The sequence below is a fragment of the Calothrix sp. CCY 0018 genome, assembly GCF_963920925.1.
GTDB lineage: Bacteria > Cyanobacteriota > Cyanobacteriia > Cyanobacteriales > Nostocaceae > Rivularia.
In genome coordinates, this window is the sequence record NZ_CAWUDI010000070.1 from 17,846 (window position 1) to 39,070 (window position 21,225).

14 protein-coding genes and 1 pseudogene are annotated in these 21,225 nt (G+C 38.8%); 11 read left to right on the forward strand and 4 right to left on the reverse strand.

Annotated features, from left to right (window positions below; translation table 11 throughout):
- Window positions 1-66: 66 nt before the first annotated feature.
- The gene (locus tag ACM03V_RS32065) at window positions 67-723 is read right to left on the reverse strand and encodes a cofactor assembly of complex C subunit B (protein ID WP_414624860.1); all 657 of its coding nucleotides are present in this window, start codon (window positions 721-723) and stop codon (window positions 67-69) included.
- 174 nt (window positions 724-897) lie between these two features.
- Window positions 898-1,626, reverse strand: a complete 729-nt coding sequence (gene rpaB, locus ACM03V_RS32070) for a response regulator transcription factor RpaB (protein ID WP_015118472.1) — start codon at window positions 1,624-1,626, stop codon at window positions 898-900.
- A gap of 192 nt (window positions 1,627-1,818) precedes the next feature.
- Here rpaB and radA point away from each other — a divergent pair, with 192 nt between their 5' ends.
- From radA to ACM03V_RS32095, 5 genes are all read left to right on the forward strand, one after another.
- Window positions 1,819-3,375 carry a DNA repair protein RadA gene (radA, locus tag ACM03V_RS32075; RefSeq protein ID WP_414624861.1) on the forward strand — a complete coding sequence of 519 codons (1,557 nt, stop codon included), beginning with the start codon at window positions 1,819-1,821 and terminating at the stop codon, window positions 3,373-3,375.
- Between the two features lie 648 nt (window positions 3,376-4,023).
- Complete coding sequence (locus tag ACM03V_RS32080; RefSeq protein ID WP_414624862.1) at window positions 4,024-5,238, forward strand: glycosyltransferase family 4 protein; 1,215 nt, start codon at window positions 4,024-4,026, stop codon at window positions 5,236-5,238.
- A gap of 327 nt (window positions 5,239-5,565) precedes the next feature.
- Entirely contained in the window at window positions 5,566-6,099 is a 534-nt protein-coding gene (locus ACM03V_RS32085) for a hypothetical protein (protein WP_414624863.1), read from the forward strand.
- 90 nt (window positions 6,100-6,189) lie between these two features.
- Window positions 6,190-7,302, forward strand: coding sequence for an amidoligase family protein (locus tag ACM03V_RS32090; protein ID WP_414624864.1), 1,113 nt, complete (start codon window positions 6,190-6,192; stop codon window positions 7,300-7,302).
- A 385-nt stretch (window positions 7,303-7,687) separates the two neighbouring features.
- Entirely contained in the window at window positions 7,688-10,210 is a 2,523-nt protein-coding gene (locus ACM03V_RS32095; protein WP_414624865.1) for a sugar phosphate nucleotidyltransferase, read from the forward strand.
- A gap of 172 nt (window positions 10,211-10,382) precedes the next feature.
- Here the strand turns inward: ACM03V_RS32095 and ACM03V_RS32100 are convergent, their stop codons facing one another.
- The gene (locus ACM03V_RS32100; protein WP_414624873.1) at window positions 10,383-11,705 is read right to left on the reverse strand and encodes an ABC transporter ATP-binding protein; all 1,323 of its coding nucleotides are present in this window, start codon (window positions 11,703-11,705) and stop codon (window positions 10,383-10,385) included.
- Between the two features lie 566 nt (window positions 11,706-12,271).
- Between ACM03V_RS32100 and ACM03V_RS32105 the strand changes: the two genes are divergently transcribed.
- From ACM03V_RS32105 to ACM03V_RS32120, 4 genes and pseudogenes are all read left to right on the forward strand, one after another.
- A complete protein-coding gene (locus tag ACM03V_RS32105) occupies window positions 12,272-12,814 on the forward strand; it encodes a single-stranded DNA-binding protein (protein WP_414624866.1) in 543 nt (180 codons plus the stop codon).
- A gap of 241 nt (window positions 12,815-13,055) precedes the next feature.
- Window positions 13,056-14,310 (forward strand): annotated as a pseudogene (locus ACM03V_RS32110) (RNA-guided endonuclease InsQ/TnpB family protein).
- 249 nt (window positions 14,311-14,559) lie between these two features.
- Complete coding sequence (locus ACM03V_RS32115) at window positions 14,560-16,425, forward strand: ABC transporter ATP-binding protein (RefSeq protein WP_414624867.1); 1,866 nt, start codon at window positions 14,560-14,562, stop codon at window positions 16,423-16,425.
- 387 nt (window positions 16,426-16,812) lie between these two features.
- Entirely contained in the window at window positions 16,813-17,523 is a 711-nt protein-coding gene (locus ACM03V_RS32120) for a signal transduction histidine kinase LytS (protein ID WP_414624868.1), read from the forward strand.
- Between the two features lie 81 nt (window positions 17,524-17,604).
- Here the strand turns inward: ACM03V_RS32120 and ACM03V_RS32125 are convergent, their stop codons facing one another.
- Window positions 17,605-17,808 carry a hypothetical protein gene (locus tag ACM03V_RS32125; RefSeq protein WP_414624869.1) on the reverse strand — a complete coding sequence of 68 codons (204 nt, stop codon included), beginning with the start codon at window positions 17,806-17,808 and terminating at the stop codon, window positions 17,605-17,607.
- Between the two features lie 101 nt (window positions 17,809-17,909).
- Between ACM03V_RS32125 and ACM03V_RS32130 the strand changes: the two genes are divergently transcribed.
- Window positions 17,910-18,479: a chemotaxis protein CheB gene (locus ACM03V_RS32130; protein ID WP_414624870.1), complete on the forward strand. Its 570-nt coding sequence runs from the start codon at window positions 17,910-17,912 to the stop codon at window positions 18,477-18,479.
- Window positions 18,480-18,895: 416 nt separating this feature from the next.
- Complete coding sequence (locus ACM03V_RS32135; RefSeq protein WP_414624871.1) at window positions 18,896-21,028, forward strand: PAS domain S-box protein; 2,133 nt, start codon at window positions 18,896-18,898, stop codon at window positions 21,026-21,028.
- Window positions 21,029-21,225: the final 197 nt, after the last annotated feature.

Consider the following 21,225-nt stretch of genomic DNA (forward strand, 5'->3'; position numbering starts at 1 on the left):
AATTGGTAAAGATGAGGAAAGCAACTACTAACTCCTAAGTCCTAACTCTTAACTCCTAACTCCTAACTATTCCCTATTCCCCATTCCCTCATTTAAAGTAACAGCTAATTTGTCGGCGATTCCGGCTATCCAATTTTCGTCTTGTTTGGTATAACTTCGTGGAGCGTGCGCTCCTAAAATTAAGACTCCTTCTTTGCCAATTGGTTGACAAATTACACCTTGAGTATTTTTTGGTAAATAATCAAATTCAACTCTGCCGGGATACACTTTTAAATCGACTAAATAAACTGGCTTATGCTTCTCTAAAACTCTTTTTAATATTGCTCCCGGTGTAACTTCCGGTTTTTCTCCTAAAATTCCGCGACGCAATAAAACTTTGCCTTGATAGTAAACGACTACGCAACGAGTTACTGTATTTGTCAATAATAAGTGAGATGCCCAAGCCAATTCTGTTTTTATAGTATCTGATAAATCGGGAGCAAGAATAAAGCCTTGTTCACCTATAAGCTCTACAGCGTCCGGTATTCTAGGCTGTACTTGCTGCCAAATTAAACCCGTTAAGATCAAAACTGCACTCAAAATTACAGCAAGCACGTCAGCACGAGCCTGAGATTGTGTTAGTTGGGGTGAGTATAAACGGTTAATTAACAAAAGTACAGCGCCTAACCCACCCACAACGATAGGTAGACGCTTTAAGAAGCGATTGGGATCTGGATTAGTCATTTTAATGTAGTTATGAGTTATGAGTTATGAGTTATGAGTTATGAGTTATGAATTACCGATAGGGATTTTGAAACTTTCAAGTTCAAGATTACTTTAAAGAAAAGCACCGCATTCAATCTAATTTTTAACTCCTCACTTTTAACTCCTAACTCTTAACTCCTAACTCCTAACTTTTCATTCATCCCCCGGTTCGATTATGCGTTGAAACAAGTAGCCCGTACCTCTTGCTGTCAGAATTAATTCTGGATTGGAAGGATCGTCCTCTAATTTGGCTCGCAAACGAGAGATATGTACGTCTACTACGCGGGTGTCTACATGACGTTCTGGTGTATATCCCCAGACTTCTTGTAAAATTTCCGAACGAGAAAAAGCTTCTCCCGAACGACTTACTAAAAGTTCTAAGAGGTTAAATTCCATTCCTGTTAATCGAATGCGTTCGTCACCTTTATAGACTTGACGCTTGTTTGTGTCGATTTTGATGGTACTTACGTGTATTACCCCGGAACTGGGAATTCCAGAAGCACTAGTTTTGTCTACTCGTCTCAGTACGGAACGAATGCGAGCTTCTAGTTCTTTAGGGGAAAATGGTTTTACTACATAGTCATCAGCACCGAGTTCTAAGCCGGTAATTCTGTCTGCGACATCTCCCAAAGCTGTTAGCATAATAATTGGGACATCGGATTCCTTACGTAATTCTTGACAGACACCGTAGCCATCCAGTTTTGGCATCATTACATCCAAAACTACTAAGTCAGGAATTGCTTTACGAAAGGTATCTAAAGCTTCCTCCCCATCGCCAGCCGTGACCACATCGTAGCCAATCATTGAAAGGCGCGTTTCTAAAATCCGGCGAATGCTGGCTTCGTCGTCTACCACCAGGATTTTTTCTTTATGACTCTCCAAACGAACACGCTCCTTAACTAAAGTTTTTCTTCATGTTAATTTTTAGTACTATTTTTAGTACCATATTATTAAGATATCATTCCAATTATTAATTCGTAAAAACCTCGAAGGTATTACTATTATTAGATTTTTCTCAGTTCACGAACTTAAAAGAAAATTAAGATTATTTAAGTTTATTTAATAACATTAAGAATGGCTAAGCCAAAAACCTATTACGTTTGCTCTGAGTGTGGTGCGGAAACTCCTCAATGGTTGGGTAAGTGTCCGGCTTGCGAAACCTACAACTCTTTACAAGAGGAAATTGCCGTACAATCCTCAACGGATATACCTTCTCGGGGTGTGGGTGCTTGGCACTCTCAGATGAGTAAGAAGAAAACATCTAATAAACCAGCCAAGCCGCGAGCATCTTTAAAACTTGACCAAATTAGCGATCGCCAAGTTGAGCGTTGGAGTTCTGGTTATGGTGAATTAGACCGAGTTTTGGGTGGTGGGGTGGTTCCGGGTTCTATGGTATTAATTGGTGGGGAGCCCGGTATTGGTAAATCTACCCTGCTATTGCAAGTATCAAATGCATTGTCTGAAGAATATCGCGTTCTTTATATATCGGGTGAAGAATCCGCGCAACAAGTTAAGTTAAGGGGTTCCCGTTTGGGGGCTGCTCATTCATTGCATGAAGAAGCTAACGGTAATGGTGCAATTACGGTAGCCTCAGAGACTGTGGGGAGCGAGGACAATAAAAAATCAACTAAGGTTAATAGCGATTTATATATTTTACCTGAAACAGATTTAGAAGAGATATTAAAAGAAATTGAATCTCTCAGACCAAATTTAGCAGTAATTGATAGTATTCAAACGATATTTTTTCCAGCGTTAACTTCCGCACCAGGTTCGGTGGCACAGGTACGCGAATGTACTGCGGCTTTGATGAAAGTCGCAAAGAATGAAGATATCACCATGTTAATTGTCGGACACGTTACCAAAGAAGGAGCAATTGCTGGGCCTAAAGTTTTGGAACACTTGGTTGATACGGTGCTGTATTTTGAAGGAGACAGGTTTGCTTCCCATAGATTATTGCGAACCGTAAAAAACCGTTTCGGCGCTACCCATGAAATTGGTATTTTTGAAATGGTAGCGCATGGTTTGCGGGAAGTGTCTAACCCCAGCGAATTATTTTTAGGCAGTCGCGACGATCCCGCACCGGGTACTGCTATTGTGGTAGCTTGCGAAGGTACTCGTCCCATCGTAGTAGAATTACAGGCTTTAGTAAGTCCGACTAGTTACACTTCTCCCCGTCGTTCCTGTACTGGAGTTGATTATAGTCGTTTGGTGCAAATTTTAGCAGTGTTAGAAAAACGTGTCGGAATCCCCATGTCCAAGCTGGATTCTTACGTCGCTTCCGCTGGAGGGTTAAGCGTAGAAGAGCCAGCAGTCGATTTAGGAGTTGCGATCGCGATTGTTGCCAGTTTCCGAGATCGGATTGTAGATTCCGGTACCGTATTAATTGGTGAAGTGGGATTGGGGGGACAAGTGCGATCGGTATCGCAAATGGAATTAAGGTTAAAAGAAGCAGCGAAACTCGGATTTACACGAGCGATTGTTCCTAAAGGGCAGAAATTTCCTGAATTAGATATTGAAATATTGCCTGTTTCCAAAGTGATAGACGCAATTATTGCAGCAATTCCCCAGCAGACTTTGACGGATGAAGATTTGGAAATGGATGATATTGATATGGAAGAGATGGAAGATTGAGGTTAGAGGGAGATGGGGAGAGAAACTAATAATTCCTAGCTCCTCACTCCTAAATTCTAAATAACTGTAAAATCCTTTTCTGCTAAAGGTGGAATAGCTTGGAGTGTAGCAAATTGACTTCCGAATCCTAAACCTTAATCGAATTACATTAATTTAATAATATGAAAACCCGGCACTAAAAGCCGGGTTATTAATTATTATAAAACTCACAAATGAAGATAGTAATATTTAACTAATCATTTTCAAAATCACCTTATAAAAAATCACAAAATTGTATTAATAATGTTAATTATTTTTTGATGTATGGTTAAGCGTTAATTAACAAGCTATACCTGTATTTTTTAAAACATTATATAATCCAATAGAGATTAACAAGACTTGTAACTATATTTAACTATAGGATTACTATTTGATTTTTGTTAGCGTAGCGTGTCCGATAGGACATAAAACACGTAGGGTGTGTTGCTTGCTGCGCGCAACGCACCACTATACTTAAAATTCGGTGCTACAAATACTTAATTTTGTTCAATATTCAAAACGGATTCCTATATTTTCAAAACAACCCGTTTATTTAAGTAATAACAGCCTGAAACAGTCAGCTATAAACTACAATTATCACCAATAAACTGATAACTACTCACTAAATATATGCGTATTTTATTTTTACATTCTAATTTCCCCGCTCAGTTTCGTCATTTGGCTATAGCTTTAGCAAAAAATCCCAAGAATCAAGTTGTTTTCGGGACTAATCGTCATGAAGGCTCATTACCTGGAGTTGTTAAAGCTATTTATGCTTCGAGTCGGGAAGTTCGTCCGGAAACTCACCATTATGTTAGACCATTAGAAAAAGCTGTGCTGCAAGGACAAGGTGTTTACCGTTTAGCGGAAGAATTAAAGCAAAAGAATTTTATTCCAGATATAGTTTACGGCCATTCCGGTTGGGGTCCGACATTATTTATTAAAGATGCTTTTCCGCAAGCTACTCTACTTTGTTATTTTGAATGGTTTTATCAAGCACATGGTTCTGACGCTGATTTTGACCCTATAGATCCTTTAACTCCCGATGATGAAGCTCGGATTCGGATCAAGAATGCTCCCATTTTGATTGACTTATACAGTTGCGATCGCGGTTTGTCTCCCACTAATTGGCAGCGTCAGCAGTTTCCTCCAGAGTATCATAGTAAAATTACTGTATCTCATGACGGTATTGATACAAGTTATTTTAAACCGCAACCGGGGGCAAAGTTAGTTTTACCCCGAATCAATTTAGACTTGTCTGGCGTGGAAGAAATTATTACTTATGTTGCAAGGGGGATGGAACCTTATCGAGGTTTTCCGCAATTTATCGAAACCGTTGCATTGCTTCTACAAAAAAGACCGAATTGTCATGTTGTAATTGTCGGGGAAGACAGAGTTGCTTATGGAAAGCAGCTTCCTGATAATCAAACTTATAAGCAGTTGATGCTGAAAAAAGTACCGTTAGATATGACAAGAGTTCATTTTACAGGTTTGTTACCTTATGGTGAATATCTGCAAGTATTGCAAGCTTCCTCAGTTCACATTTATTTAACTCGTCCTTTTGTTTTATCTTGGTCGATGTTGGAAGCTTTATCTACAGGTTGCGTAATAGTGGCTTCAAATACTGCACCCGTAACTGAAGTAATTGAAAATGGTGTCAATGGTTTGTTGGTAGATTTTTTCTCACCCCAGGAAATATGCGATCGCGTTGAAGAAGTACTTGATAATCCCGGTGAGATGTCTTCAATTCGAGAGAAAGCCAGAGAAACAATTTTACTAAAGTACGATCTAGCACAGTTGCTACCGAAGCATTTGGAATGGATCGAGCAAGATTTTAAAGCTTAATTTTATCAAAATTTTTCAATATAAATAAGTATATTTTCGTAAATATTTAAAAAAATATCAAAAAATAGTATGGAATCTTGCTGAATCTTTTTTTTGAAAATAGCTTATTTAATTGGTTCGTAGTCAGGACTTTAGTCTTCTTCTTTCGGATAAAGGGCGGTTATCCCTTACTACAAACAAATATTTATGTAGTTTTCAGAAATTACTGATTCTCGAACTGTATTAAAAATTAGAAAGCAATTTTTTAACTAAAAGCTTTCATGCAGGTGTATTTTAAATCGCCACGAGAATTGGTATCTAAATTATAAAAACTAGGAGAAATTTAAAGTGAAATCTAATTTGAAAGTTTTATTGTTATCTTTAGGTATGATTGTCAGTTCAGTTGGTACTATTAGTGCTGTGACTGCTCAAATACCAAATCAAACTTCACCCAAAAATAATTTAACTCTTCAGCAAAACAACTTTATTCAAGCATCAGCAAAGCAAGTTCGAGATAGAGAATGGAAAGCGTTCTTTAGTAGTAAATATGATTATTGGGATGCTCGCGTACTTGCAGATTACTGGGGACAATCCATAGGTGAAGCAAAAGCGAGAATGGGTAGAAAAATTCTTTGGGGTAAATCTGATCTTGGAATTCTCGAACAATTCTTGGTAGATGCAAGATTTAAAGCTTTACAGAAAATGCAAGTTTCTAGTCCTTCTTTAGAATTGTATGGCGAGTCTAAATATAAATACGATGATGCAGCAAAACTTGCTAAACTTTGGGGTGACTCTTCTCCTTATGAAGCTAAAATACGTATTGAGAAAAACTTAATTTTAGGTCAACCAGAAGTTATTGAGCAAGCTTTAAGAGCAAGATAAATCAATTAACTATTAAATATCTTCCTAGGTGGGCTTATTACCTGCCTATTTTTTTTGTCTTCAATAACAAATAACAACTAATTATATTTTATGTCTCAATTAAATTGGAAAATTGGCTGCGAAATAGAACTATTAGCACCATTTGGATTAAGTAGAAAAGATTTAGCCGAATCAATAGCAAAAGCAAATAATGGAACTGTGCGCCGCATATTTTATCCTCAATCCGAACCAAGTAAGGTTCCGGGAAAGCCTTTATTTCACAATCTGACTTTAGGTTTTGAAGTTATCGATAACCAAGGAAATTTAATTGCGAAATGCGTTGACGATTTAACTCTTCAAGATGATTTAAACAAATCGCAGCCATCGAAGCCGGGATGGTATCGAATTGTTAGCGATGACACCCGATTTCTGCAATTAATAACTTGTCAAGCAAATCCTGAAAAAACCAAATCTGAAGTTCTTCATCCTATTGCCGATTTATTTGGCACTCATGTAGAAGAAGGAATCGAAGGGATGATGCGCGTTGCCGATAATACCGGGTTCCCTATTGCGATCGCAGCACCGTTACCAGGAGAACGAGAGCGCCCCTGCGAGCTAATTTCAGCACCTATTGATACAAATCACTTAGAAAAATTAGAAGTTCTATTAAAAACAGCACGTCTACTTAATTTTACTGTCCCCGTTGAAGGTGCAACTCACATACATTTTGATGGTTTACCTTTATGTTCTGCGAATGTATTTGCTAATTTAGTTAATGTTTTTCATACACACGGGAAAAATCTAAAAAGATTAGTCGGAACTAACTCTAAATGCAGACGTTTGGGAAATTGGGATATAGCTTTACTAAAATTAGTCAACGAATCTGGTTTTCGGGAATTACCGTGGGAAGAAGCTAAAACGCGGCTAATTAAACTTGAATTAACAAAATATTGCGATTTTAATCTAAAAAATTTAATTCATCCCATTCCAAATAAACTAACTTTTGAAGCTCGTATTTTTCCAGTTTGGCTTGATTCACAACCTATTATCGAAGCTGCGGCGTTGTGCGAGGCAATTCTTCGTTATGCGATGAGTGAATACCAGATATTGCCTGCTGCACCTTTGGAATGGGAATTAGAATCGGTAAAAGAATTTCTTAAATCGCTGCCAATGTCAGAAGACGTTGGCAATGTCTGGTTATCTAAGGCTGGAAGTATCAGCTAGATATAGCATTTCTCGATCGTTGGCAAGAATCAATAAACCCGGTTTTTCAATGTCTTCTTTATTAATTTATCCCGCTTGTAGAAAAAGCAGCACATTTTTTCTTTGTTAAGAAGCGCCGATTTTATAGATAATTTAATTATGACCATATGCATCTTGAGGAAGTTCCTTAAATTTCAGGAGACCTAGGAGACTAGATATAGAACCACAATTTATCTATCAAATATTGGAAGTTGATTGCATTCGCTGATTAATGTCATACTGCCAATTGAGAAGCAGGAAGTTTTCTATCTTTCTCAAGACGCGCTAGTACTTCAATACCCAGCACTTCAATTCAATACCAGTATTAAAGCTACAACTTTTAGAAAATACATGAAATGGAGGATTTATGCGAGCAGTACTTATGGCTGGAGGTTCCGGGACGCGGCTTCGTCCGCTAACTTGCGACTTACCCAAACCAATGGTGCCTATCCTCAATCGACCAATTGCCGAACATATTATTAATCTTCTCAAACGGCACGACATTACAGAAATTATCGCTACCTTGCATTATTTACCAGATACAATGCGAGACTACTTTCAAGATGGTAGCGATTTTGGCGTACAGATGACCTACGCTGTTGAAGAAGACCAACCTCTAGGTACGGCAGGTTGTGTAAAGAACATTGCCGAACTCCTAGATGATACGTTTTTGGTGATCAGTGGAGATAGTATCACTGATTTTGACTTAACAGCAGCAATTAAATATCACAAAGAAAAAAAATCCAAAGCAACTTTAATTTTAACTCGCGTTCCCAATCCAATTGAGTTCGGGGTAGTTATCACCGATGAAGAAGGAAGCATCAAGCGCTTTTTAGAAAAACCTTCCACCAGCGAAATTTTTTCCGATACGGTTAATACCGGCGCTTATATCTTAGAACCCGAAGTTTTGGAATATCTGCCAGAAAACCAAGAATCGGACTTTTCCAAGGAGTTATTTCCTTTACTGCTTGAAAAAGGCGAACCAATGTATGGTTATGTTGCTTCCGGTTACTGGTGTGATGTCGGACATTTGGATGCTTACCGCGAAGCTCAGTATGATGTACTAAACCGCAAAGTTAAAGCTGATTTTCCTTACAAAGAAGTTTCACCCGGTTTGTGGGTTGGTCAAAATACTCACATCGAGTCTTCAGCGAAAATTGAAACACCGGCTTTAATTGGCGATAACTGTCGTATTGGCAATAGAGTACATATCGAAGCGGGAACCGTTATTGGAGACAACGTTACCATTGGTGCCGATGCCAATTTGAAACGTCCAATAGTGTGGAATGGAGCAATAGTTGGTGACGAAGCTCAATTAAGTGCTTGCGTAATTTCACGCGGTACTCGTGTAGACCGTCGCGCTCATGTACTCGAAGCAGCGGTAGTCGGTTCGCTTTCCACGGTGGGAGAAGAAGCCCAAATTAGCCCTGGAGTGCGTGTCTGGCCGAGCAAAAAAATTGAGTCCGGCGCGATTCTAAATATAAACTTGATTTGGGGTAACACCGCTAAGCGTAATTTATTCGGACAGCGAGGGGTTCAAGGATTAGCAAACATTGATATTACACCAGAATTTGCCGTTAAATTAGGCGCTGCTTACGGTTCCACTTTAAAACCAGGTTCCGAAATTGCGGTTTCTAGGGATCAGCGGACTATCTCCCGCATGGTAACTCGGTCATTGATTGCTGGTTTAATGTCTGTAGGCATTGAAATTCAAAACCTGGATGCAACAGCTTTACCAATTGCCCGCACCATCATCCCTAATATGAATGTAGCAGGCGGTATTCACGTGCGGGTACATCCCAACCGTCCCGATTATCTTCTAATTGAATTTATGGATAAAAAGGGAATCAATATTCCCAAAGCCAAAGAGAAGAAAATCGAAGGTGCATATTTCAAAGAAGATATGCGAAGGGCGCAAATTCATGAAATTGGTAATGTTGCCTATCCTACTCAATTAGTTGACCGTTACTGTAGCGCTTTTGAAAATCTCTTAAATATCGACACCATTCGCCACAGTCGGGCAAAAGTGGTGATTGATTACGTTTATGGGGTTTCTGGGGCTGTATTACCGCAGATGTTAGATAAGTTTGGTGCTGATGCGGTAGTACTCAATGCCAGTTTAAATAAACTCGCCACCTCAGAAACCGACCTAGAAGCCTTATTAACTCAGTTAGGTCATGTAGTCGAAGCACTCAAAGCTAACTTTGGCGTACAGGTAACGGCTAACGGCGAGCAAATGATCTTAGTTGATGAATCCGGTATTCCCATTCGTGGAGAAATGCTCACAGCCTTGATGGTAGACATGATTTTAACTGCCAACCCCAGAGGAAGTGTAGTAGTACCAGTTCATTCTTCCAGCGCTGTAGAACAAATTGCTCGTCGTCATGACGGTAAAGTGATTCGCACCAAAGCAAATGCCACAGCATTAATGGAAGCTTGTCAAAAGAATCCAAATGTTGTTTTAGGTGGTAGTGGCGACACCGGCTTTATCGTTCCAGCACTGCATCCCGGATTTGATTCGATGTTCTGTATCGCCAAGCTAATTGAAATGCTGACAATTCAAGAACGTTCTCTTACCACAGTGCGTTCCGAACTACCCCGCGTAATTCACAAAACTTATACTACTCGCTGCCCTTGGACGGTCAAAGGTGCATTAATGCGTCACTTAGTAGAAACTCATCCCCCAGAACAATTGGAATTAATTGACGGGGTGAAAATTTGTCAACCCTACGAAGACAGTTGGGTACTAGTTCTACCAGACGCAAGCGAACCATTAGTACATTTATACGTTAACAGCAACGATCGCGACTGGGTAGACGAATCCTTGAGAAAATACCGCGCCCGCGTTCAAGAATTTGTCGAAACAGAGCAAGAGGTAGCGGAAGTTTAAGAATTGGGAATGGGTAATTGGTGATGGGGAAGGAGACAAGGGGACAAGGGGACAAGGGGACAAGGGGAAAGATTCATAAACAGTTTGTAGTGGGAGCATCTTGCTCCCTAGCTTTTCCTAATACCCAATTCCCTTCGGCCCAATTCCCTTCGGCCCAATTCCCAATTCCCAATTATTCAAACGGTAAAGTTGGAGAGTTGCTTTGAGGAAATATGGCTAGTTCGGTTTCTGGATCGAAAAAGTGAATTTTGTCTGGGTTTAAGGATAACCATACTTTTTCTCCGGTATTTACCAATTTTTCTGGGGGTACTCTCACTTGCAACTCATCTGACGCTAAATAATCTTGTTGAAATTTTGTTTCAATCAGTTTGACTGCAAGGTAACTATCATTACCGAGATTTTCCGACCATTCTACTTGTGCTGGTAAATTCTTAGTAGCAGGTAAGCTTATATTCCAATGTTCCGGACGAACTCCTAATATTAGGGTTCGTCCGTTGTATTTTCGCAAGGCATTACCCCAATTTTCTGATAAGGTTAAGCGAAAATCTCCCTTTGTTATTAAGCATGGGGATTGAAATTTTACTTCAATAAAATTCATGGGCACGGAGCCGATAAACTCTGCTACAAAACGGTTTGCAGGACGATTGTAAATTTCTAAGGGGGGAGCAACCTGGATTATTTGACCTCGATCCATCACTGCAACTCTATCCCCCATTGTCATTGCTTCGGTTTGATCGTGTGTAACGTAAATTGTAGTTATTCCCAGTTGACGTTGCAGCTTGACTATCTCGGCGCGGGTTTGGTTTCGTAGTTTCGCATCTAAATTAGAAAGCGGTTCATCCATTAAAAATACTTGCGGATTGCGGGCGATCGCCCTTCCCAAAGCTACTCGCTGTTTTTGTCCCCCAGATAATTCTTTGGGATATCTATTTAATAATTCTTCAATTTGTAACAACTTAGCTACGTTAATTACCTGCTCGTTTACTACTTGCTCTCGATCCGAAACGTACCGCAAACCATTTGGTAATTTTCTAGTAGCCGATACAAATAAATTCTCTGCTGTTTTTAAGAATTTATTTAATAATTGATGTAATAATTTTTCCCCATCTTCCCCTCTCCCAATCTCCCCCTCTCCCAATCTCCCTGCTTGAATTCTCAATCCAAAAGCAATGTTGTCATACACCATCATATGGGGATAAAGAGCATAATCTTGGAATACCATTGCAATGTTTCTTTGAGAAGGCGGAAGGTAGTTTATACAACTGTTTCCTACCCAAATATTACCTCCTGTAATATCCTCTAAACCTGCAATTAACCGCAGCAAGGTACTTTTTCCACAACCAGAAGGCCCCACCAATACCATAAATTCGCCATTTTCGACAGTGAGGTTTATTCTCCGCAATATATTTACGCTTTCGCTGCGACGAGTATTATTAACATCGCCTTTGCGGTGAGGAAAACTCTTATAAACGTTTTCTAAAACAACTTGCGCCACAAGTCCTTCCGATTGCGATACTTTAATCAAATACAACGGTTTGCGCTAATAATACAGCCTAGATTTCTGAAAAGAAAGTAAATAAACTTATTTCAAGTATTGTTACCTCGATCAAACTTTTTTAAATACTCAGTAATAACACCGTTGCTAATTTCCAATTTTTCCTTCAACTTAAATCAAAATTCTTGATTTTGTGCTTTCTGAATCTTTTAATACTTGTCCTAAATCCTTCATCAACCGCATTGTTGTTATTAGCGGCTAAATTGAGCTTTTTCGATTGTTCTATGTAATATCCAAACATTTATTTAGTAATAGATAGGTGATATTTGCAATCCCCACAAAATAATCAAAGCAGTTTTAAAATTACTATAAAATGGTACAATAGTACTGAGATTGCCGAATCATCAGTCAGGCAAAGTTACCGAACTGTTATTTATATATAACTGCTCGTAGCTTTCGCTTGGCTTTTATCATTAGAATAGCTTGCAGGTTAGATTATCAATGATTTTTTTGTTAAGAAAGTTTGAGAAACAAAAAAAGGCAAGCGTAATAATCAGGAGAACTTTATGAACAGTTGCGTATTGATGGCAGAGATTATTCAACAACCCGAACTTCGGTATACAGCGGACAATCAGCTAGAAATTACCCAAATGCTGGTACAGTTTTGGGGAGCAAGAGATAACGATCCACCAGCAAACTTAAAAGTAGTCGGTTTTGGGAAGTTAGCAAAAGAGATTCAAGAAAATTATCATGTTGGCGATCGCGTTATTTTAGTAGGTCGTTTGAGTATGAATACGATCGAACGTCCAGAGGGTTTCAAGGAGAAGCGTGCGGAAATGACAGTGCAGCAGATCCAACATTTAGGAGCGGGTTTTGACATAAATCCGATGCAAACACAAACTCAATCAATACCCTCAGCACCCGTACCAACTCCCCAATCACAAACTGTAAATCCCGTACCTCAAGTAGCTACGACTGCTCCCGCTAGAAGCACAGTTAAAACGGCACCTCCGCAACCGGAACCCGTACCTCAGCCATCAAATTACGAACCAAGCACCTATCCGGCAATGGTAGAAGAAGAAATCCCTGAAGACGACATCCCGTTTTAAATGTTACCCAATGTAGAGACGTTGCAATGCAACGTCTTTCATGTTTGTTTTCGTTTTTATCCGTAATCCTATAAAAAATAATCGAATTATATAGCAGCAAGAAAATTAATATATTATCTATTCGCTTTACATAAATTTTACCGAAATTTAATGGGTTTAAAGCCTCGTCCTAAAAGGACGACTTTGCATTTATTTCACAATCTTATACTAATTCTGGTAGTATAAAGTAGGAGGTAGAAAGATGCTTGTTTTTGAATTCAAAGCCTACGGAAAATCGGCACAACTAACTGCAATAGATGAAGCAATCCGAACCGCTAAGTTTATTCGCAATAGCTGTATTCGGCTATGGATGGACGTTAAAGGTACGGGTAAAAACGACTTGCAAAAATACTGTGCTGTTCTTGCGAAACAATTTTCCTTTGCGAACGAACTCAATTCAATGGCTCGTCAAGCTAGCGCTGAGCGAGCATGGTCTTCTATCTTCAGGTTTTATGATAATTGTAAAAAAGGAGTACCGAGTAAAAAGGGGTTCCCTAAATTTCAAAAGAATTGTCGTTCTGTTGAATACAAAACATCAGGATGGAAGCTTGCAGATAATCGTAAATCGATAACTTTCACCGACAAGAAAGGTATCGGCAGATTAAAACTTAAAGGCACCCGTGATTTGCATTTTTATCAAATCAACCAAATTAAACGGGTAAGATTGGTAAAACGTGCTGACGGCGTTTATGTCCAATTTTGTATTGATGTAAATCGTTCTAAGATCATAGAACCTACTGGAAATACAATTGGTTTAGATGTCGGATTAAAAGAATACTACACCGATTCAAACGGCGAGGTCGTCAAGAATCCAACCTTTTTACGTAAAGGTGAAAAGGTGCTTAAACGCGCTCAACGGCGAGTATCTAAGAAAATAAAAGGCTCAGAGAATAGAAGAAAAGCTAGACATATTTTAAGTAAACGCCATCTGAAAATAAGTAGGCAACGTAAAGACCACGCTGTGAAATTGGCGCGGTGCGTAGTTCAATCTAACGATTTGATAGCCTATGAAGATTTGAGAATAAAAAATATGGTGAAAAATCATTGTTTAGCTAAATCCATTAATGATGCATCTTGGTATCAGTTTCGTTGCGCTATTGAATATTTTAGTAAAGTATTCGGGCGTGCAACGGTTGCAGTAAATCCGCAATATACTTCTCAAGAATGCTCTAGCTGCGGTGAAATTGTGAAGAAAACTCTATCAACTCGAACGCACGTTTGCAAATGCGGTCTTGTGATGGATAGGGATGAAAACGCTGCTAGAATTATCCTTCGTCGAGGATTGGCTACGGTAGGGCATACCGGAAGCTTCGGTCTTGAACCGAGCAACGCTTTGGGAGATGAAACCTCTACTCTGCTTGGTGTAAACCGCTTTTGAGCAAGTATTGTCTGTGAACCAAGAATCCTCGCACCTTAAGGTGCGAGGAGTGTCAAAACTCAAACATTCGTTACATTAGTTACCGTATCGGTTGGAACATTTGCTATAACCTATCTATAATATTTATTCTTCAAATTCAAAAAAATCCAAAAATCCAAAATATCAATATTTTTAAGTGGCTTTTAACAGCAAATTTTCTGAACTAGATGTAATAATTTCAAAAAAAAAATCAAAGAAAATAGTTACAACTACTGACAAAACTAAATCTGCTGTTAGAATCCAGTTAACTTAAAATTAAATCCGTTATTAGAATCTACCCCCGACTTCCATGAGAGAAACAGTCCTAGATGTTCGCAATTTGCAAGTTGAATTCTCAGATGATGGCAATGTTGTCAAAGCAGTAAACGGAATTTCTTTTCAATTACATAGAGGAGAGACTTTAGGAATAGTAGGGGAATCGGGGAGTGGAAAATCGGTCACATCCCTTGCAGTAATGGGTTTGTTGCAAAATCCCGGAAAAATTAGTAATGGTGAAATTTGGTTTCGTCCCCAGGAAAATGGCGAAGCATTAAACTTGGTAGAGCTACCAGCCAAAGAAATTCAGCTTTACCGGGGTGGCGATATTGCCATGATATTTCAAGAGCCAATGACTTCCTTAAACCCGGTTTTTAACATTGGTTTTCAGTTAACCGAAGCAATTTTACGACATCAGAATATTTCGGGTGCCGAAGCTCGCCAAAAAGCGATCGATAGTTTGGTGGAAGTTAAACTTCTTCCCAGCGACGAGCAAATTCGCCAAAATTTGATTGAAACATCGCCCAAAGCTTTAGACGAACACCAGCTTCCTCAATTGGTAAAACAACATAAAGAAGCAATATTAGAACGCTTTCCCCATCAACTTTCCGGGGGGCAGTTACAAAGAGTAATGATTGCAATGGCAATTTCTTGTAACCCTTTGTTACTAATTGCTGACGAACCTACAACAGCTTTAGACGTTACCGTACAGGCAACGATTGTAGATTTGCTGGCAGAATTGCAGCAGAAGCGCGACATGGCGATGATTTTTATTACCCACGACTTGGGATTAATTGCAGAAATCGCCGATAAAGTAGCGGTAATGTATAAAGGAAAAGTCGTCGAACAAGGTGACGCGGCGCAAATATTTACAAATCCCCAACATCCTTATACCAAAGGCTTGCTCGCTTGTCGTCCGACTTTAGACCGTCATCCTCAAAAGCTGCTGACAGTTTCTGACTACATGAATGTAGAAGAAACATCCACCGGAGATGTCGTAATTACAGCAAAACAACCAGCACAGCCCCCAGAAGTAACTTCCGCTGACATTGCTCAAAGATTAGCAACATTAGAACAGCAACAACCGCTTTTGGAAATTCGTAACTTACAGGTTGGTTATCCGATAAAAGGAATGTTTGGCGGTACAAAGCGTCATTTTATGGCGGTAAATAATGTTTCCTTCGAGGTTAAAAAAGGAGAAACCTTGGGATTGGTAGGAGAATCTGGTTGCGGTAAAACGACTCTTGGTAGAAGTTTAATCAGATTGGTAGAACCTTTAAGCGGACAAATACTTTTTGAAGGAAGAGACATTACCAAACTTCAAGGAAAACCATTACAAAAACTGCGTCGAGAAATGCAGATTATTTTCCAAAATCCCTTTAGCGCTTTAGATTCGCGCATGAAAGTTGGTGATGCGGTTATGGAACCTTTGGTAATTCACTCTATCGGTAAGAATAAAAAAGAAAGACAACAGCGTGCAGCTTATTTATTAGAAAGAGTCGGATTGGATGCTGATGCAATGAACCGCTATCCGCACCAATTTTCCGGAGGGCAGCGTCAGCGGGTTTGTATTGCTCGTTCTTTAGCGTTGAATCCCAAGTTTATTATTTGTGATGAATCGGTTTCCGCTTTGGATGTATCTGTACAAGCGCAAGTGCTTAATCTGCTTAAAGAATTGCAAGAAGAATTTGAATTAACCTACATCTTTATTTCCCACGATTTGAGCGTAGTTAAATTTATCAGCGACAGAATTTTAGTGATGAATCGCGGTGAAATTGTAGAAACAGGTAACGCGCAAGAAATTTACCGCCAACCAAAACAAGAATATACTCAAAGATTAATTGCATCTATTCCTACAGGTAGTCCAGAAAGGATGCGGAATCAATCAGTGAGCAGTTAACAGTTAGGAGTTAGGAATTAGGAGTTAAGAGTTTTTGACCTTTGACCTTTAACCTTATATATTAACCTCTCTTTTGACAGATAAAAACTATCGAAATGTTAACCCAAAGGGTGATGAATCCTGGAATTAAATAAGAGAGACTGTGTAGAGCAAATTAGTCAAAACAACCTGTCGAATTAATCTGTTATTTGTAGCCAGCCATAACCGTATATAAAAATGTCAGGTGATAAAGATAGTTGACTGTTTTAAGCAGCAAATCAGCATTTTTTGGTTTACTGATATGGCACATATTCATAATAAATTACTAATTTATGAATTATTTTGACAATTTTGACAGGCTTCAAACCTAATTTTGATAGATAATTTTTGGTTATACAAGGAGAAAACATGGTAAATAGAAAATATAAACGTGCAGTTGGTACATTCGCAAGCCGTGGAGATGCTGAAAAAGCGCTTTATAAACTCAGAGATTCTAGCTTTTCGATGGATAAAGTTTCTCTGTTGGCGAAAAATGCAGACGGCAAGGATAATATTGCTGGTGCTGACGTAAAGAACGAACGCGGCGAGAATGAAGGTCCAGAAGGTGCTGGAATTGGTGCTACTACTGGTACTGTTTTAGGTGGTTTGGGCGGTTTACTTGTAGGTTTAGAAGAGTTATTAATTCCTGGAATTGGTCCTTTCCTTGCAGCAGGAACTATCGCAACAACCTTGGCTGGTGCTGGTTTAGGTGCTTTGTCAGGTGGTATCATCGGTGGTTTGACTGGTATGGGTATTCCGGAAGAGGATGCCAAAGTTTACGGAGATAGAATTGATAACGGCTACTACTTGTTAATAGTAGATGGTTTCGAGGATGAAATAGAGCGTGCTGGTTCTGTTTTAAGCGGCCAAAATATTGGTAATTGGAAGGTGTTTGACGCAGAGCTTCCTAAAGATGTAGCTGCTAACCCAACTCCTGTTGTTCCCGCGACTCCCGTTGTTGAAAAAGAAGTAGATGTAGTCAACCGGAAAGAAGTTGTTAACCGAGAAGTTGACAGAAAAACCTTAGTCGATCGCGATGTGGTAGAAATTGTTGATAAAAGAGATGATACTCTTCGCTAATTGATTAAATAATCGCTCTCCTAACTTTAAACCCGGTTAAAAAAAAACCGGGTTTTTAAGTTTAAATTACGATTGATCAATTTAACCATCAGGAAATTGCCAACAGCAAATTCGTTCAACATTATTGTTACCGCAGTTATTACAAATTGCATCGAAGGATGAATCAACCCATTCATGATTGCAATTTCGACAATGAAAAAAAATATTATTCCGGTTGGCAATTTTTATCTTTTCCTGCCATTGAGCAATAATAGAATTATGTTTATTAGATTTAACTTCCGCCATATTTGAAATTAACCTATAGAATAATCCAAAATTTTTGTTTTATAAATAGTTTTATTAAGTCGTAAATCTGTTAGACTAGCGCTACCTATAAATGTAAATTAATGAAACCTGAAAGCCACATAGTAGTAATTACGGCATCTGCTGGAGGGCTTAATGCAATTAGCGAAATTTTATCAAAATTACCATCAAATTTTCCCGCACCTATTGCAATAGTGCAACATTTAGCTCCTAAACACCCCAGCATGATGGCTGAGATTTTAGATAAGCGAAGTCCTTTATCTGTGAAGCAAGCGCAAGCGGGGGATAAATTATATCCTGGTAAGGTTTACATTGCTCCACCCGATTTACATCTTTTAGTTAATTTGGATGGTTGTTTATCTTTGTCTCACTCAGAAAAAGTACGTTTTGTTCGTCCTTCTGGTGATGTATTATTTAAGTCAGTCGCAGCTAGCTTCAAAGAAAAATGTATTGCCGTTGTTCTGACTGGTATGGATGGAGATGGGGCTGCGGGAGTGCAAGAAATAAAGAAGAATGGTGGTATAATTATTGCTCAAGATCAAGCTACTTGCAAGTATTTTAGTATGCCTAATTCGGCAATTCAAACTGGTGATGTAGATTTTATTATGCCTCTGGAATCTATTGCACGCTGTTTAATGTATTTGATCTTATAATTTCAGTTACTTTAATATAAGCCGTTTGTTGAAGTTTTTATATTATTTTATCTACTTGAGATACCGTTCTATCTATTGAATTTATCAATACAAGCATAAGCTATAGTTATTATTGTTTTAGATACATAACAATATAATCACATAGAAATAAAATTTCGTTATATATCTTATTTTTTCAAAGAATAAGAAAGGTTTATAATAGTTAAGATATGAAGTCATAATAAATTAATAAAATTACCGTCTAGAAAGCAGTAAGTTTGAGATTCTAGACTTTTAGTATAAATTCAACACCTGGCGTCTATAGGAAAGCTTATTTAACCATTGTATCAGTTATCGACTACACTCTTATTAATTAGTTAACACTAGTGACATCCGCAAATATTCTTCAACATTTGCAATCTACTAACTTACTGAAAATGCGAACTGTGTCAGAAGTGATGCAGACACAAATAATTTATGTATCTCCTACTGCTTCTTTGCTCGAAATCGCTCAGATTATGGCAGAGAAAAAAATTAGTAGTATTGCGATCGCACACAAAAGACTAGTAGGAGTAAGGAAAGCAGTTTATCCCATCGGCATAATTACAGCATGGGATATAGTGCGTTTTCAAGCTTTAAAAGTGGATTTAGGGCAGATTAAAGCGAAAAAGGCAATGAATGTTCCTTTATTTTGCCTGCGCCCAACTGATTCGCTATGGAAGGCTCATTTGGAAATGCAGCGCAGAAATTCGCAGCAATTGATAGTAGTTGGAGATGAAGGTGAATTAGTAGGAGTTGTAAATCAAAATAATTTGTTGCAACTATTCGATGCTGTAGAAATAGCTTTACCCACTCCAAATTTTGAGCAAAAGTTAGAACAGAAAACAGCCCGGTTAAGACGGGTAAACCAACAATTAGAAAACGAAATTAATCAAGGGGAACAAAGACAAAAATTATCTTCTCAAGCTTCGATTGAATTAGAAAAACACCTTGCACAAAGAACTGCCGAGCTAATCCAAATTAACCGAGAATTAAGCACAACTCTGGAAGAACAAGCTGTTTTAGAAGAAGAATTGCGCCAGCAGAACGAAGAATTATCTATAGCTAATGAAAATGCTAGATTGCTCGAACAGCGTTATGAAGATTTATTCGAGTTTGCGCCGAATGCATATTTAGTAACTGATGTCAATGGAATTATTCAAGAAGTGAATCGTGCGGCAGAGAAGTTGTTTTGCTTGCCGCGAATATATCTTATCGGTAAACCAATATTTGTTTTTATTGCCGAGCCGCATCGCCGCAACTTTCTTACCCAAGTAAACTTGCTACAGCCGTTACAGAATTGGGAATGTTGCATAGAGGTACCAAAATACAAGCCTTTTGATGTCATAATTACTATGACCAGCGTTTATGACTTTCAAGGTAAGCTGCTGGGCAAACGCTTGATGATTCGCGAGATTGGCGAAGACAAGCAGACACAGAAGAATATTACACAACAAGCTGCTTTACTCGATATTACAACAGATGCAATTGTGGTTTGCAATTTGGATAAGCAGATATTGTTGTGGAATCGGGGAGCAGAAAGTTTGTATGAATGGCTTGAAAAGCAAGCTAAAAACCAGAATATTCAAGAACTTTTGCATCCAAACAATTCGTCTCAATTTGAATCGGCTTTGAAGGGCGTTTTAGAAGAAAATTCCTGGCAGGGTGAATTGCAGCAAGTGACAAAAAACGGTAAGCAGATAGTTAGCTATAGCCGTTTTACATTGATGCGCGACGAACAAAGCAACCCAAAATCAATTTTAATAGTCAATACGGATATTACCGAGAAAAAACAACTCGAAGCCCAATACTATCGAGCGCAACGTCTGGAGAGTTTGGGAACTTTAGCTAGCGGTATTGCTCACGACTTGAATAACATATTGACTCCGATTCTTACAGGTACTCAACTACTGCAACTAAAACTCCCCCATCTAGACGAGCGAAATAAGTTTTTGCTTAAAATGCTTGAAGATAACTCCAAGCGCGGTGCCCAACTTGTCAAGCAAATTACATCCTTTGCGAGTGGAGCAGAAGAAGATCGCGTTCGCGTACAATTAGTACAGTTGATAAATGAAATTAGCCGGATTATTGAAAGTTCATTTCCGGTGGGAATCGAATTTAGTACTGATATATCAACTCAGCTTTGGACAATACAAGCGCAACCAACCCAAATACATCAGTTATTAATGAATCTATGTATTAACGCTCGCGATGCCATGCCCGAAGGAGGCACTTTAACTATTAAAGCCGAAAATAAATTTATCGATCAAAGCGATATCAGCATCAATCCCGAAGCAAAAGTAGGCGATTACGTCGCGATAACCATTACCGATACTGGATATGGCATACCGCAAGACATATTAGAGCGAATTTTTGAACCGTTTTTTACCACAAAGCAAGCAGAAAAAGGCACGGGATTGGGATTAGCTACGGTAATAAGCATCGTCAAAAGCCACGGTGGTTTTATCAATATTTCCAGCCAAGTGAATCAAGGCAGTAAATTTCAAGTATATTTGCCAGCCAGTGGTTGAGGGGGAGATGGGGAGAGGGTAGGCTGTTGACTTTGATAAGATTTTTGCGTCTAAAGTTCATACTACTTTCCCTTACCCCGCCTCCGGCACCCCTCTCCCAAGCTTGGGAGAGGGGAAGGGGGAGAGGGAGAGGGGGGAGAAAAATTCCTAATTCCTAATTCCTAATTCCTAATTCCTAATTCCTAATTCCTAATTCC